Source organism: Paenibacillus sp. PCH8, assembly GCF_002968835.1.
Classification (GTDB): domain Bacteria; phylum Bacillota; class Bacilli; order Paenibacillales; family Paenibacillaceae; genus Paenibacillus.
Genome location: NZ_PKQK01000002.1, coordinates 297,215 through 311,145, shown reverse-complemented (window position 1 = coordinate 311,145; position 13,931 = coordinate 297,215). Strand labels below are relative to the sequence as shown.

At 45.9% G+C, this 13,931-nt stretch carries 18 protein-coding genes; 16 read left to right on the top strand and 2 right to left on the bottom strand.

Features of this window, described 5'->3' with window-relative positions; translation table 11 throughout:
* Positions 1-46 precede the first annotated feature (46 nt).
* The 3 genes from C0Q44_RS13990 (at position 47) to C0Q44_RS13980 (ending at position 2,485) form a co-directional block, all read left to right on the top strand.
* Positions 47-466, top strand: a complete 420-nt coding sequence (locus C0Q44_RS13990; RefSeq protein ID WP_258166310.1) for a DUF350 domain-containing protein — start codon at positions 47-49, stop codon at positions 464-466.
* Between the two features lie 122 nt (positions 467-588).
* Positions 589-1,155, top strand: a complete 567-nt coding sequence (locus tag C0Q44_RS13985; RefSeq protein WP_105407934.1) for a hypothetical protein — start codon at positions 589-591, stop codon at positions 1,153-1,155.
* Between the two features lie 130 nt (positions 1,156-1,285).
* The gene (locus C0Q44_RS13980; protein ID WP_105407933.1) at positions 1,286-2,485 is read left to right on the top strand and encodes an MFS transporter; all 1,200 of its coding nucleotides are present in this window, start codon (positions 1,286-1,288) and stop codon (positions 2,483-2,485) included.
* A gap of 203 nt (positions 2,486-2,688) precedes the next feature.
* On the opposite strand, the gene C0Q44_RS13975 is transcribed toward C0Q44_RS13980, so the two are convergent.
* Positions 2,689-3,645 carry an NAD(P)/FAD-dependent oxidoreductase gene (locus C0Q44_RS13975; protein WP_308737418.1) on the bottom strand — a complete coding sequence of 319 codons (957 nt, stop codon included), beginning with the start codon at positions 3,643-3,645 and terminating at the stop codon, positions 2,689-2,691.
* A 258-nt stretch (positions 3,646-3,903) separates the two neighbouring features.
* Here C0Q44_RS13975 and C0Q44_RS13970 point away from each other — a divergent pair, with 258 nt between their 5' ends.
* The 7 genes from C0Q44_RS13970 to C0Q44_RS13940 all read left to right on the top strand — a co-directional run bounded on the left by C0Q44_RS13970 (position 3,904) and on the right by C0Q44_RS13940 (position 8,170).
* Positions 3,904-4,137, top strand: a complete 234-nt coding sequence (locus C0Q44_RS13970) for a hypothetical protein (RefSeq protein ID WP_105407932.1) — start codon at positions 3,904-3,906, stop codon at positions 4,135-4,137.
* A 46-nt stretch (positions 4,138-4,183) separates the two neighbouring features.
* Positions 4,184-4,579 carry a spore coat protein gene (locus C0Q44_RS13965; RefSeq protein WP_105407931.1) on the top strand — a complete coding sequence of 132 codons (396 nt, stop codon included), beginning with the start codon at positions 4,184-4,186 and terminating at the stop codon, positions 4,577-4,579.
* A gap of 161 nt (positions 4,580-4,740) precedes the next feature.
* On the top strand, positions 4,741-5,241 hold the full coding sequence (locus C0Q44_RS13960; protein WP_024628343.1) for an Lrp/AsnC family transcriptional regulator: 501 nt from the start codon (positions 4,741-4,743) through the stop codon (positions 5,239-5,241).
* A gap of 13 nt (positions 5,242-5,254) precedes the next feature.
* Positions 5,255-6,463 (top strand): aminotransferase class I/II-fold pyridoxal phosphate-dependent enzyme, encoded by a 1,209-nt coding sequence (locus C0Q44_RS13955; protein ID WP_105407930.1) that lies wholly within the window; start codon positions 5,255-5,257, stop codon positions 6,461-6,463.
* A gap of 187 nt (positions 6,464-6,650) precedes the next feature.
* Positions 6,651-6,872 (top strand): aspartyl-phosphate phosphatase Spo0E family protein, encoded by a 222-nt coding sequence (locus tag C0Q44_RS13950; RefSeq protein ID WP_181151045.1) that lies wholly within the window; start codon positions 6,651-6,653, stop codon positions 6,870-6,872.
* A gap of 166 nt (positions 6,873-7,038) precedes the next feature.
* Positions 7,039-7,590, top strand: a complete 552-nt coding sequence (locus tag C0Q44_RS13945) for a type 2 periplasmic-binding domain-containing protein (protein ID WP_105407928.1) — start codon at positions 7,039-7,041, stop codon at positions 7,588-7,590.
* Between the two features lie 37 nt (positions 7,591-7,627).
* A complete protein-coding gene (locus C0Q44_RS13940) occupies positions 7,628-8,170 on the top strand; it encodes a bifunctional adenosylcobinamide kinase/adenosylcobinamide-phosphate guanylyltransferase (protein WP_105407927.1) in 543 nt (180 codons plus the stop codon).
* A gap of 86 nt (positions 8,171-8,256) precedes the next feature.
* On the opposite strand, the gene C0Q44_RS13935 is transcribed toward C0Q44_RS13940, so the two are convergent.
* Positions 8,257-8,868, bottom strand: a complete 612-nt coding sequence (locus tag C0Q44_RS13935) for a DedA family protein (RefSeq protein ID WP_105407926.1) — start codon at positions 8,866-8,868, stop codon at positions 8,257-8,259.
* Between the two features lie 149 nt (positions 8,869-9,017).
* Between C0Q44_RS13935 and C0Q44_RS13930 the strand changes: the two genes are divergently transcribed.
* The 6 genes from C0Q44_RS13930 to C0Q44_RS13905 all read left to right on the top strand — a co-directional run bounded on the left by C0Q44_RS13930 (position 9,018) and on the right by C0Q44_RS13905 (position 13,914).
* A complete protein-coding gene (locus C0Q44_RS13930) occupies positions 9,018-9,593 on the top strand; it encodes a cob(I)yrinic acid a,c-diamide adenosyltransferase (RefSeq protein ID WP_105407925.1) in 576 nt (191 codons plus the stop codon).
* Complete coding sequence (locus C0Q44_RS13925; RefSeq protein WP_105407924.1) at positions 9,590-10,573, top strand: RluA family pseudouridine synthase; 984 nt, start codon at positions 9,590-9,592, stop codon at positions 10,571-10,573. The genes C0Q44_RS13930 and C0Q44_RS13925 overlap by 4 nt, the downstream gene beginning before the upstream one ends.
* Positions 10,574-10,649: 76 nt before the next feature.
* Entirely contained in the window at positions 10,650-11,015 is a 366-nt protein-coding gene (locus C0Q44_RS13920; RefSeq protein ID WP_105407923.1) for an arsenate reductase family protein, read from the top strand.
* A gap of 175 nt (positions 11,016-11,190) precedes the next feature.
* The gene (locus C0Q44_RS13915; protein ID WP_105407922.1) at positions 11,191-12,084 is read left to right on the top strand and encodes a 5'-3' exonuclease; all 894 of its coding nucleotides are present in this window, start codon (positions 11,191-11,193) and stop codon (positions 12,082-12,084) included.
* Positions 12,085-12,089: 5 nt separating this feature from the next.
* Positions 12,090-13,196 carry a phosphodiester glycosidase family protein gene (locus tag C0Q44_RS13910; protein ID WP_258166386.1) on the top strand — a complete coding sequence of 369 codons (1,107 nt, stop codon included), beginning with the start codon at positions 12,090-12,092 and terminating at the stop codon, positions 13,194-13,196.
* Between the two features lie 31 nt (positions 13,197-13,227).
* Positions 13,228-13,914, top strand: coding sequence for an MOSC domain-containing protein (locus C0Q44_RS13905; protein WP_105407920.1), 687 nt, complete (start codon positions 13,228-13,230; stop codon positions 13,912-13,914).
* The last annotated feature ends 17 nt before the right edge of the window (positions 13,915-13,931 follow it).

The window sequence follows — 13,931 nt, the reverse complement described above, 5'->3', positions numbered from 1 at the left end:
TTGCCTTATTTCGTTAAGGTCGCAGATGGAGAGAGGGGAACGGTGAGTGAAAGAAAGCATTGACCAATTGCTGTCTCATCCCTTGGGGATGGTACTCGGTTTTTTCTCGGTAGCGATTATGGAGTTGCTTGTATTTTTGGCTTGCTTCGAATTGGTGACGAAATATAAATGCTGGACTGAGATCAAAAAAGGCAATGTGGCAGTTGCGATGGCCACAGGAGGTAAAATCTTCGGGATTTGCAACGTACTGCGCTTCTGCATACAGGCCAAATCTTCGGTATATGAAGCCATGACATGGTCATTTGTAGGATTCATCCTTTTGCTCATTGCCTATTTTTTGTTCGAATTCCTGACACCCGTGTTCTCCATCGATAAGGAGATTGAAGCGGATAACCGAGCTGTCGGATTGATATCCATGATTATTTCCGTCTCGTTGTCGTTTGTTATTGGCGCGAGCATTATCTAGGGGGACCGGTCATGAAAATATTGATACGGATTCTGTTTGCGGCATCGATTGTGTTCTTTGCCATCGGCATTATCTATGTGATTAACACATAACTATTTGAGAATGAGAAAGGTTGATTGAATATGGAACCAACAGTATGCCCTTGGTGTCACATGGAGATTGTATGGGATGAGGAACTCGGTCCTGAAGAAGAATGTCCCTACTGCCATAATGAATTGAAGGGATATCGTACACTTAACATCAACATCGGTGATGAAGAGAACGATGAAGCCGAGGATGACATCTATGATTTAGATGATGCAACCGATACAGAGCAGACTACAGACCTCTCAGCACTGTGGGGGGATGAGGTCGAACTCAAATTGCCAGAATTGCGTACATTAACGAAGTATGCGGATGAAGGGAACGATCTGATTCAGTATGAGCAAGGTGTGCAGAAGCAACTTGACCATCAGGAAGAAGTACCAGAGTGTCCGAACTGTCGAGAATTCATGATTCTTGCAGGTACACAAGCCGCAACACAAGATACATTCACGCCTGTGACTAATGCCGTTTCAGGGGAAGGGGCGTTATTGCCCTCACCTTTTACAGTGTTAACTTATATCTGCTCAGGATGTTTCCAAGTTCAATACAGTCTGTCTGAGGATGATCGTCTGCGTCTGATTCAGAACCTGAGCGCACAAAAATAAGCATTCCTGAGATGGGATACAAATTCATAGTAATCCTGAGAACTCATCATGGTTTCTTCTTGCTTGGGGCACGTTAACCCTAAGACCTGCCTGAATACGTTTCACTTCCAGGTGGATGAAGGAGGAGCAGATGAAGATTTCTTTGGGCCGACAATCCATTCTGCTTTTGGGCGTGAATGGATTGTTTGCGTTAGCCGGAGCGTTGTCGGGAACCTTTTTGAATGTATTTTTGTGGAAAAGTCGGCCGGATTATGCCATGTTGGGTTGGTTCACCATCAGTCAGCAACTGGCCATTGGACTCACGTTCTGGCTTGCTGGCAAATGGGTCAAGGAACACAATAAAATGAGTGCGCTACGACTGGGTACTGCACTGTCTGGAATTTTCTATATGATGGTCCTTTGGACTGGTTCCAAGGCTGTGGACTGGATTTGGCCTTTGGGCATACTACTAGGCTCTGCTCTGGGGCTATTCTGGATCGCATTTAATGTGGTGTATTTTGAAATAACGGATCGGGAGAACAGGGATCTATTCAATGGCTGGGTTGGATTACTTGGCTCCATGACAGGAATCATAGGACCGTGGTTCTCCGGTCTGATTATTTCCCGAATGACAGACAACACGGGATATCGACTCATATTTACGGTGTCGCTGGTCGTCTATATCATCGCAGTAGTTTTTAGTTTTTTTCTCAAAAAAAGAAAGGTAAGCGGTATATACCGCTGGACTGAACCTTGGGGACAACTATCTAAACCGAAGAGTCCCTGGAGGACACTTGCCCTGGGTTTGTTCGCTCAGGGTGCGCGAGAAGGTGTCTTTGCCTTCCTCATTGCGTTACTCGTGTACGTGGCCACCGCACAGGAGTATAAATTAGGGCAGTTCTCCCTTATTACTTCAGCAGTAGCTCTTGTAAGTTATTGGGCAGCAGGCAAATGGTTCAAACCACAATACAGATCAACAGGTATGTTAGCAGGTGCAGTAATCCTTTTGATCGTGCTGCTTCCTCTTCTCTGGAAAGTGACCTATGGTACGCTGTTAATCATGGGAGTTGGAAGTGCTCTCGCGATGCCGTTATATATTCTACCAATGATTTCGGCGGGATTCGACATGATGGGCACGAGCGGCGAAAATGTGGAGAAAAGGGTTGAACTTGTCGTTTTGAGAGAATTATGCCTGATGTTCGGCAGACTCTTCGGATTGGCCGTATTTATTGTGACAGTCATGAATACGCCGTCCTTGCATATGCTAACCTGGCTTATTATTGTGCTCGGTGCTTTTCCGCTGATTGGCTGGATCTTTATGCGTAAATTATTGATTCAATCCGAGGGGTAAGAGCCCACAGCTTAGCAAATGTTCAATGACAAACAGGGTACAGTACCGGGAAAGAGATCACTTTCCTTGTATTGTACCCTGTTTTTTTGTTGCTCCATTTAAAGGTTACACAGGAGATGGTTTGCTTGTTCTTGTGAGAGAGAAGATATCCATATCATGATTATGCTTGCCACGAATGGCATCGACAATCAGGGAGGCCGCAATCATGCTGTATACGGTTCCGTTACCCCATACCCTTCCACAAAGTATGAATGCGGATAATCAGGATGTGGGCCGATCAACGGGAGACCATCATGAGTACTACCAAAGACGGCACCCCAGGCATAGTCGACTTCAAGACCATCTAGTGGGAAATAGGAGCGGACCTCTTCCAAGAGCGCATCTCCCCGGTGCCTTGCCCGTATTTCCCGTTGGTCCTCCTTGGGCGTTACTTCATCCAAACCACCTGCGATGATTCTTCCGTCTGGTGTTGTTCGCATGTATAGGTAAGGGCGCGCTGTTTCCCAAATCATGCTGTGCTCATACCATTCCTCAAGATCAGGCAACGGTTTGGTAGCGATCGCATAGGTGGTCTGCAAATAGGCTCCGCGATCTTTTTTTATGTCCTGTGTCTCATAACCGGCAGCAAAGATGACCTTGTTGGCACGGATTTTTCCATAGGAAGTGTGACACAACACACCATGGTCATCGAATTCACAGTGTATCATTTCGGTCTGACCATAGATTCTTGCTCCAAACTTGTTGGCGGATTCAAACAAGGCATGAACAAATCGATAGGGATTCACTTCTGCATCTCCCGTCGTATACAGTGCGGCGGGTTTGGTGAAGGGAAAATGTGTTCTTATTTTGTCGGAAGTCCACAGTTCAGCTTCAAAACCGTAGCGCTTTAGCGTCTGACATTCTTTCTCTAGCAGAGCAACATCAGCATCACTGCTTGCAAAACAATGACTTGTTCGTGGAATAAACCAAGGGTCTGTGTCCAGACTGTCTACTATCTGTGCAAGCTGTTTCATGGCTTTGCGACAAAGCTCATAAAAACGTACACCTGTGGATTCACCAAAAGTGTTGATACATGAGGTCAGCGTCTTGTCATTGGTGTACTGCAAAAGGCCCGTATTGGCAGAACTGCTGCCATGGGCAATCTCTCGCTTATCAATCACAACCGTGTTAACACCCTGCTCCGTGAGCAGCTTCGAAGTCAGTGCTCCCCCATGCCACCACCGATGATGAGGCAGTCACAAGAGATGTCGGTTTGCAGAGGGGATAGTTGGAATTCGTATTAAAAGTGGAAGGCCAAAAAGGTGTGCCATAGACCAGATCCATTAGAAACATCTCCTTTGTAATAACATGGGTATACTTTTTCAGGAAAGGGTAACAATATATTCGCATAAACTTTAGGTTAAGGAGGTCAGACGTACATGCAAAGTTCACAAATGCAACCACTGAGCCCCAAGGAATTGAATTATATTGCGGACTCCATTTCAAACGAGGAAATGTTGATCAAACAATGTGCAGCCACAGCTTCCATATCACAGCAACCACAGATTCAACAAGCGTTGAATCAATATGTCCGCGCACATGAACAACACTTGAACACGCTGATCCAATCATTGCATCAACATCAATCTCTTGCACCTTCCCAATCCCAGTAATGTTCTACACAATCGTAAGCCATACTAACGTATAGGAGGAAAACACATGTACACTCAATCTTTGTCATCTGGTGGAAATTTCATGCAAGAACAGGATTTGCTAAAGTCGATTCTTGCAGATTTAAGACGAACTTCACGCGAGTATACAACAGCAACTACGGAAGCGGCCTGCCCCACGATTCGTAGAATGTTCAGTGAGTTGACGAACGATACATTAAGATTGCAAGGTGAATTGTTTAACCTGATGCAGCAAAACAACATGTACGCAGTTTCTACCAAGGCACTTCGGCAGGATGTGGACAAGCAAATTCAATCCGCACATCAGGTTCAACAGAAATGTCAGCAATTCATTCAGGAAAAGAATACGCAGAACAGTCCATACAGCCAGGCTCCTAATGTATCTCAACATCAGCCGAATTACGGTAACCCTTATTACATGTAACCTGTGGAAAAGGGGTTTGAAGCACTCGGCTAAGCAAGACCATACCACCGCTTGCCTGAATTCAGGGCAGGCGGTCTTTTGTCTTTGCATGAACGTTAAATTCATGTAATATAAGTATTAATTCATTTTCAGGAACCTGGATGACGCTGGAGGGAAAACCCATGAAGGATTTGAACGATCTGCAATTAAAAGTTCTGGATCTGTTGAAGGAAGACGCGAGAAGGACTCCCGCACTGCTGTCGACGCTGCTGGGGGAGTCGGAAGACAAGATCAAGAACGCCGTGGCACAGCTGGAGCAAGACCACGTTATCGTGAAATACGCAACCGTCGTGAACTGGAGCAAAATTGATGATGAGAAAGTAACGGCTCTGATTGAGGTACAGATCACGCCGGAGCGTGGTCGTGGTTTCGAAGGCATTGCCGAACGCATTTATCTGTATCCGCAAGTGAAGTCCGTATATCTCATGTCAGGTGCATACGATCTGCTCGTTGAAGTGGAAGGTGGCAACCTGCGCGAAGTCGCTAACTTTGTATCAGAGAAGCTGTCTCCTATTGATTCGGTGCTCTCAACCAAAACCAATTTTATTCTTAAAAAATATAAGCAGGACGGGATTATCTTTGAAGACCATCAGGAAGACAACCGTCTCATGATCTCGCCGTAAAGGAAGATGTGTCATGATAGTGAATGAACAGACAACTGGGAACAACAAGAAAATGACATCTTATCTGGCACCCCTCGTGCAGCAGATACCTCCATCCGGAATACGCAAGTTCTTTGATCTGGTTGGAGACAACAAGGATATTATTACATTAGGTGTGGGTGAACCCGATTTTGTTACACCTTGGCATGTGCGTGAAGCCTGTGTATACTCACTGGAAAGAGGCATGACCAGTTACACATCTAACGCAGGGATGCCAAAGCTGAGAGAAGCCATCAGCGATTATCTGGATACTCAGTTTAATACTAAATATGATCCCAAGGATGAGATCATTGTTACTGTTGGTGGCAGTGAAGCGATTGATCTGGCCTTACGTGCATTAATTGTACCTGGAGACGAGATTCTCATTCCTGAACCTTCATATGTGGCTTACTCACCAATCGCTTCCATCGGTGGAGGCATCCCCGTTGGTGTTGAAACCTATGCGAAAGATGAGTTCAAGTTGACGGCTGAAGCGCTTGAAGCAGGCATCACACCGAAGTCGAAAGTGGTAATTCTGTGTTATCCAAGTAATCCGACAGGGGCCATCATGACGTATGAAGAATGGTTGCCTATTGCTGAAGTGATCAAAAAACACGATCTGATTGTGATCGCAGATGAAATTTACGCTGAATTGACCTATACGCAAAAGCATGTCAGCTTTGCAGCCATTCCTGATATGAAGGAGCGGACCATTCTGGTAAGCGGGTTCTCCAAGGCTTTTGCCATGACAGGGTGGCGGATTGGGTACATGTGTGGTCATCCAGAGCTTATTGCAGCCATGCTCAAGATCCATCAGTACACGGTTATGTGTGCACCGGCCATGGGTCAGGTTGCCGCTCTTGAGGCATTGACGAACGGTTTGGGTGAGAAAGACCGGATGGTGGAATCGTATAATCAGCGCAGACGATTAATTGTACAGGGATTCCGGGATATTGGACTCGATTGTCACGAACCCCAGGGAGCATTCTATGCATTTCCGAGTATTCAAAAGACAGGCATGAGTTCCGATCTGTTTGCTGAGCGATTGTTAACGGATCATAAAGTTGCAGCGGTTCCGGGGAATGTTTTTGGCCCTCAAGGTGAAGGTTTCTTACGTTGCTCCTATGCTACTTCTGTAACCCAATTGAATGAAGCTTTGGAACGAATCGGAAACTTCGTTTACAAAGTACAAAAAGAGGGTTAATACTTAAATAGAGGCTTTTTACAGGTGTGACATGGGTAACATTAGAAAAAATATCTTTCTTTTACAAAATATTGTGATATAATTTCAATTTGAAATAAGTTTTCTTATATTTGGAAACCATTTTTCCAAGGAGGGGTTGGCTTTGTTTTGTGTTGAATATGATTTACCGACTAATCGTGGGCACTATCTGGCAGAAGGCGATCATGGCGACCGATGGTCGGTGAAACCTGATAACGCATCTTTGCATGACATTTCCTTGGAAGATGAGATTCATATGCTACGTCGCAAAATGGAACAGATCTTCCTCGAAGAGAAATCATTCACATCCGATATTGTAATTGAAATCAGCATTTTGCTGGATTTAAAGATTAATGAATATATGAAGGCTAACCCGATTAAGGCCAAATAATGTTTTTTGCTGGATTGAAACGTTACGAATCGAGTTTGAAATGGAGACCTGAGAGGGTCTTCTTTTTTGTATATAAAGCAATCGGCATCCCTCATTAAGTCTGGTTATTTTTTTGCGTGGAACAATTGTGATATATTGGACATAGGAGACTAAAGGGGGAACTTGAATGAAGAGGTTTTTTGGGCTTACTGCGATCATTTCTGTGATTTTTCTGCTTGCGGGTTGTGGAGGTAAAGACGGTTTTTCCGTTTTCATCATCGATAACCAGGGGAATCCATCTGTAATCTCAGAGCAGTTGCAGGCCAATCTGCAACAGAAGCTGGGAGAGGAACCCAAGGTGGAAGTGATCACCAGTGCGATGTATGATGTTCAGAAAATTATGGTAGAGTATGCGGCTGGAGGACATGATATCTTTATCCTGCCTGAATCTGATATGAAGCAGTACGGAAAAAACGGGTCCAACGTTCCACTGGATGATACTTTTGATCCCAAGAAGTATGAACGTGGTGTATTCGAGGGTGGAGTATTGGTGGAAAAAGGTGAAGGAAATGGAGGTTCAGATGTTAAGCAAGAATCACATCTTTACGGCATTCCCCTTGAAGATATGCAGATGTTTAAAGATGTAGAATACGCTGCGAACAATCTATTCGCCACGATTCCAGTGTCTGCTTCCAATGTCGAAGAATCCAAGAAAGTGCTGAAGGCGCTAACGGAGTAAAAGAAATACAGAATGGCTTTGGAAGGAGGGAAGCGGATTGTTGATTACGGTCACAGGCGGCATAGGTAGTGGTAAAACCCGGTTTGCTCTGCATTACGCAGCCGGGATTAGCCGAGAGGGCGTATATTTATCCACAGGTGATCATGATCCCGTTATTCCCGAATTGCCATCCGCTCATTATCGTGCCATTCAGGCCGGGAACGGTCAGCATCTGACAGAGGTGATCACCCAGATTAATAGGGAGTCCAATCTGTTTTTGGCGGATCAGCGCGTTGTAATTGTAGACAGTCTGACCTCGTGGATGGCTGCCAGTTTCAGGGCAACAGCGGATCTGGATCACCAGCGTTCAGAGACACAACACTTGCTGGATGCATTATTGTCTTATCAGGGGAAGCTGCTTGTGATTACGAATGAAATGCATGGTACATTGTACCCTACCGAAGAAGAACGAATCTTCACAGCGAGAATGGCCTCGGTTAATCGGGTGCTACAGACACACGCTGAACAGATGTACATGCTGGTATCCGGTCTGGCTATCGATCTTAAAGGTCAAGAAATGCGATATGAAGATGAACGGTAACGTGATGACATAAACGGGTGATATGAAGAGGCCTCCTTAACCACGAAACGGTGGTGAGGAGGCTTCATTTATTAATCTATCATTTTTTATTTCTGCTTGTTGCTACGTCTGATCCACCAGATGATAAACCCGATTACAATAATCGCCAGAATGATGTACACCACAATGGAATAGACGTCCATAAAGTGTAGAATACTTTCCCAGGATGCGCCAAGTGCCGCACCAACCGAGACGAGAATCACATTCCAGATCAGTGTACCAATGGTTGTAAAGAGAAGGAATAAACCAAATTTCATGTTGGACATGCCGGCAGGAATGGAGATGAGACTGCGGACAAGGGGAACCATTCGACAGAACAATACGGTCCACATGCCATATTTGTCAAACCATGCATCGACACGATGAATATCCTCTTTTTTGATGCGGAGAATATGTCCCCAGCGTTCCACAATTTTCTCCAGACGTTCGACGTCAATGAGCAGTCCGATACCATACAGAACGACAGCACCAAGAACGGAGCCGATGGTTGCGGCAATAATAACACCGGGGAGAGTGAGACTGGTATAGGTCGTCATGAATCCGCCAAACGGCAAGATAATTTCGGATGGAATCGGAGGGAATACGTTCTCAAGAGCAATAATGAGTGCGATGCCTATGTAGCCGTATTGTTCCATGAAATCGGTTATCCAGTTTTGCATAATCGTCTCCTTTACTTTTGGTTTCCAAAGATTTGTCGTATACTCGGCAGAGCACACCAATTCTTATATACGTGTAAAGCGATAGACTGGTTTCTGAAAATAAGGCATTTTCGTATTCATGATTAAATAAACAAATTGGAGGGATTACGATGGGAATATACACACGAACAGGTGACGAAGGACAGACCTCTGTTATCGGTGGACGCGTCATCAAGGATGATGATCGAGTTGAAGCTTATGGCACGATTGATGAACTAAACTGTTTTGTCGGTCAGGCAATCAGCCTCATTGACTCTGCTCAGGGAAATTTTGAAGACCTGCGTGAGAATTTGCTGGAAGTCCAGCAGGAACTTTTTGACTGCGGATCGGACTTGGCTTTTGTGCGGATTAGTGAGACCAAGTATAAGGTGAGAGATGAAATAGTCACACGCCTGGAGCAATGGATTGATCAATATGATGCAGAGAATCCGAAGGTGGAACGATTCATTATTCCTGGTGGCAGTCAGCTATCATCTGCCCTGCATGTGTGCCGCACCGTATGTCGCCGCGCAGAGCGTCGCACGGTAACACTGGGACAGCATACGGATATTAACCCGTCTGTACGACGGTATTTAAACCGACTTTCTGATTATTTCTTCGTGGTTGCACGGACGGCCAACGCAAGACAACAGGTAGCCGATATTGAATATGTGCGGAGCAAAAAAGTATTCCGCCGCAAAGAATGAGCCAATACTATTCGCCCATTGTTTACACGGTGACCGAACAAGAAGACGGCTGGCTGATGAAGACCGTGCTTCAGCGGCGGCTGCTGGTATCGCGCAAGCTTTTGTCCAAAATCAAGCTGACCGATCTAGGTGTCATGTTAAATGGAGAGCGCGTGTTCATTAGCGTCAAGGTATCTGCGGGCGATGTTGTTGAATTTCGGATGGAGCAAGAGGAATCGGATGATATTTTGCCTGAACCTATTCCCTTCACCATTCTGTATGAAGATGAACACTTGCTTATTGTGAACAAGGATGCGGGCATCATCGTTCATCCAACAAATGGACATTATACAGGTACTTTGGCCAATGGGGTCGTTCATTACTGGAAATCCAAAGGCGAACGATTCCGGTTCAGACCGATTCATCGGTTGGATCAGGAAACGTCAGGTGTGCTGGCGATCGCCAAGAACCCTTATGTGCATCAGCATGTGTCTGAACAGATGATTGCAGGTACGGTGGACAAGAAATATATCGCACTGGTGCACGGCAGCCCCGTCCCGGAACAGGGTGTAGTGGATGGACCTATTGATCGTGATCCTGAAGAGCCGCATCGGCGCATTGTAACACCTGACGGGTATGCTGCAAGAACGTTGTACACCACGTTGACACGTTGGGCAGAGGGCAATGCCAGTGCAATAAGCCTCAAGCTGGAAAGTGGCAGAACCCATCAGATTCGGGTACATATGACATCCCTGGGTTGCCCATTGATTGGTGATCGGATGTACAAGACCTTACCTGTTCATGAAATAGATGAGCAGACCCTGGCTGTTCGGGAGGAACGTGATCGCTGGATTGAACGTCAGGCGTTGCATGCCTGCGAACTGACGTTTGAACATCCCATTCTGAAGGAACGCATGACATTTCAGGCCCCATTCCCGGCAGATATGGCCGCTTTGGAGGCACGTTTGGATGCAGAGGCATCGCCTAGGGAAGCTTTGTAGGGGAATGACAAGCCCCGAACAACATACCGCATGCAAATATTTATGATTTGATATTAAATTTTGGAGGCCGATACAAATGAGCAACTTAAAAGTATATCAGTATGCCAAATGCGGCACATGCCGCAAAGCGGTTAAATGGCTTGAAGCCCAGGAACATGAGCTGGAGCTGATTCCCATTTTTGACTCACCGCCATCAGAAACAGAGTTAACAGAGCTGATCCACAAGAGCGGACTTGAAGTGAAGAAGTTTTTTAATACCAGCGGAGAAGTGTATAAAGAACAACAATTGAAAGACAAGCTGCCGGGCATGTCTGCGGAGGAACAGATTGCTTTACTCGCTTCGAATGGCCGTCTGATCAAACGTCCGATTGTTACGGATGGGGAAAAGGTGACCGTAGGCTTCAAGGAAGAAACGTATGAGCAGGAATGGAATAACGCATAAATATGGACGAAACTTCGTGCTTGTCCATTCATATGTGAAGTCGATCGACCAGCCTTGAATTGTTCAAATTTCAGGGCTTTTTTGGCTGAACGAGGGTTGGCGGAACTATGCTATAATGATAGAATTAGTTTCGACATTTTATTTGCTAGATATAGATAGGAGAGAACAAATTCAAGTGAATCAACGTAATGAACCTACTTTGTTGCTGGTAGATGGTATGGCGGTGTTGTTCCGTGCTTTTTATGCGACATCCGCAAGCGGATATATCAGACGTACAAAGGCAGGAGTGCCTACCAACGCAGTATACGGATTTATCCGTTATTTCTGGGATGCGGTTCAGACTTTTGGGCCAAGTCATGTTGTATGCTGTTGGGATATGGGCGGCAAGACGTTTCGTGGTGAAGAATATGCAGCCTATAAAGGTAACCGTTCGGAAGCTCCGGATGACCTGATTCCTCAGTTTGCCCTGATCCGTGAAGTGATGGACAGTCTGAGTATCCCAAATATAGGTGCACAAGGATTCGAAGCCGATGATTGTATCGGGACACTTGCTAAGTATTATACCGAAGAGACAGATATGAATGTAATGGTACTGACGGGTGACCATGACATGTTACAGCTGATCGATGACCGCACGAGCATTATTATTATGAAAAAAGGTCATGGCAACTACATGGTGTACAATCCTGAAACGTTGATGGCAGAGAAACAACTGACACCTCGTCAAGTCATTGACATGAAGGGTCTGATGGGTGATGCCAGCGACAACTATCCCGGAGTACGGGGTATTGGTGAGAAAACAGCGTTGAAGCTTGTACAGGAATTCGGTTCGATTGAAGGGATTCTGAGTAATATGGATAAGCTTACTCCTTCGGTGCGCAATAAGATTGAGAATGATCTGGACATGCTTCATCTGTCCCGCAAACTGGCAGAGATTCATTGTGCTGTTCCGGTCGCATGTGCGCTGGATGGTTGTGAATTGCGTCTTGATCCGGATATGGTGATGGACAAGTTTGAACAACTTGAGATGAAGAGCCTTGGCTCTTGGATGGGAGTGGCAATAGGGTGAGCAACATGCAGAATATACGTACAAGAAAAAAATGGTGGACAGGGGCTATGGCCCTCGTCCTGGTTCTGCCTCTAGTTCTTTCGGGAGCGGTAAGTGCTCCACAAACAGTGGATGCCAAAGCAGCAATTAGCACTAAAGTACAGAAAGTAAAAGCAGCAGGACGCAGTTTTACTGTACAGACAGTTTCGATTCCGAAGGGAACACCGGTTACCGTGGGTCTCGCGAAGAAACAAGTTGGTCAGACGGCAACATTGCCTTCGATTGTAAAAGCCTATGGCGCACATGCAGCGATTAACGGGGCATTCTTTGAAGCATATAACGGAGCACCAGATCCATACGGCATGTTAATAGCAAATGGTGAAGTTATACATATTGGAAGATACGGAACATCTATTGGTTTTATGAAAGATGGTTCAGCTATTATGGATTCGTTACAAGTGAGCTTGACAGGCAAGGTGACAGATGAGAAAGGTAAATCCCGTAGCTGGTATGCGACTTTTGTGAATCGAACACCTTCAGCGAATGCGAGCATTACAATGCTGTACACGCCTGAACGAGGTTCGACAGTTGGCTTCAAAGGTGGAACCGCAGTAGTTATGGAGAATGGGATTGTAACGAAAAAAGTGCCCAACACGAATGTAGCGATTCCCAAGAATGGCTCAGTGCTGGTCTTCACAGGCAATCAGAAGTCTTCTTCGGACCGCTTTTCTGTTGGTTCAACCGTAGAAATGAATTATAAATATACGAATGCAGCAGGTAAAGAGATTCCTTGGCAAGAGGTAGTAACCGCTGTAGGAGCAGGGCCGCGTCTTGTGAAGGACGGCAAGGTGGCAGTAAATCCAACGAGCGAAGGTTTCAAGGATGCCAAGATTCTAAACGCTTCCGGAGCCAGAAGTGGTATCGCGATTATGGCGGATGGTTCCGTCATGCTGGCTACTGTTTCTGGTGCTACCGTCAAGGAGTGGGCAGCGGTAATGCAGAAGCTTGGTGCTAAACAGGCCATGAATTTGGATGGCGGTGCATCCTCTGGTATGTACGCTGGTGGCAAAATGCTGACTTCACCAGGGCGGCTTTTGAGTAATACACTGGTATTTGGTGGCTCTGTACGTTAACAGAAAGCGATTATGGGAGGTATGATGCCAAATGACACTCACACCTGATCGAAAGCAAGACGAGGGCAACACAGCTGTTCTGGCCGTTAATGTAGGACAGCCTAAGCCGCTCCCTGGGCAGAAGCGTGAAGTGATGAGCGGCATTGTGAAACATCCTGTATCCGACGCGGTTTTCCTGTCATTCACTGGAATGACAGGGGATGCCCAGGCGGATCTGGTGCATCATGGCGGACCTGACAAGGCCGTTTGTGTATACGATTACAGTCGTTACCCGGCGCTGGAACAGCTGATGGATCGCAAGCTGGACTGGGGAGCTTTTGGAGAGAATCTGACGGTGGAAGGCTGTGCTGAGGAAATGGTCCGTATTGGTGATGTGTACGAATTGGGTCAAGCCCAAGTACAGGTCAGTCAACCAAGACAGCCTTGTTTCAAGCTGGCTGTACGGTATGATTATAAGGAGCTTCCTGTTTATTTTCAGGAGAGCGGACATACCGGCTTTTATTTTCGTGTATTACAAGAAGGTGAGGTGCGGCCTTCATCCATTTTCCGACGGATCAGCACTGACCCTGCATCGATGACTGTTCTTGAAGCTAACTGGATTATGCATCAGGGGAAACAGGATGCCGAAGGTATTCGTGCACTTCTAGCCATTTCTGCGCTGTCGGATAGTTGGAGACAGACATTACTGAAGCGATTGGACAATCTGGAAAATACGTAACTTGGGAGTGTGACTAA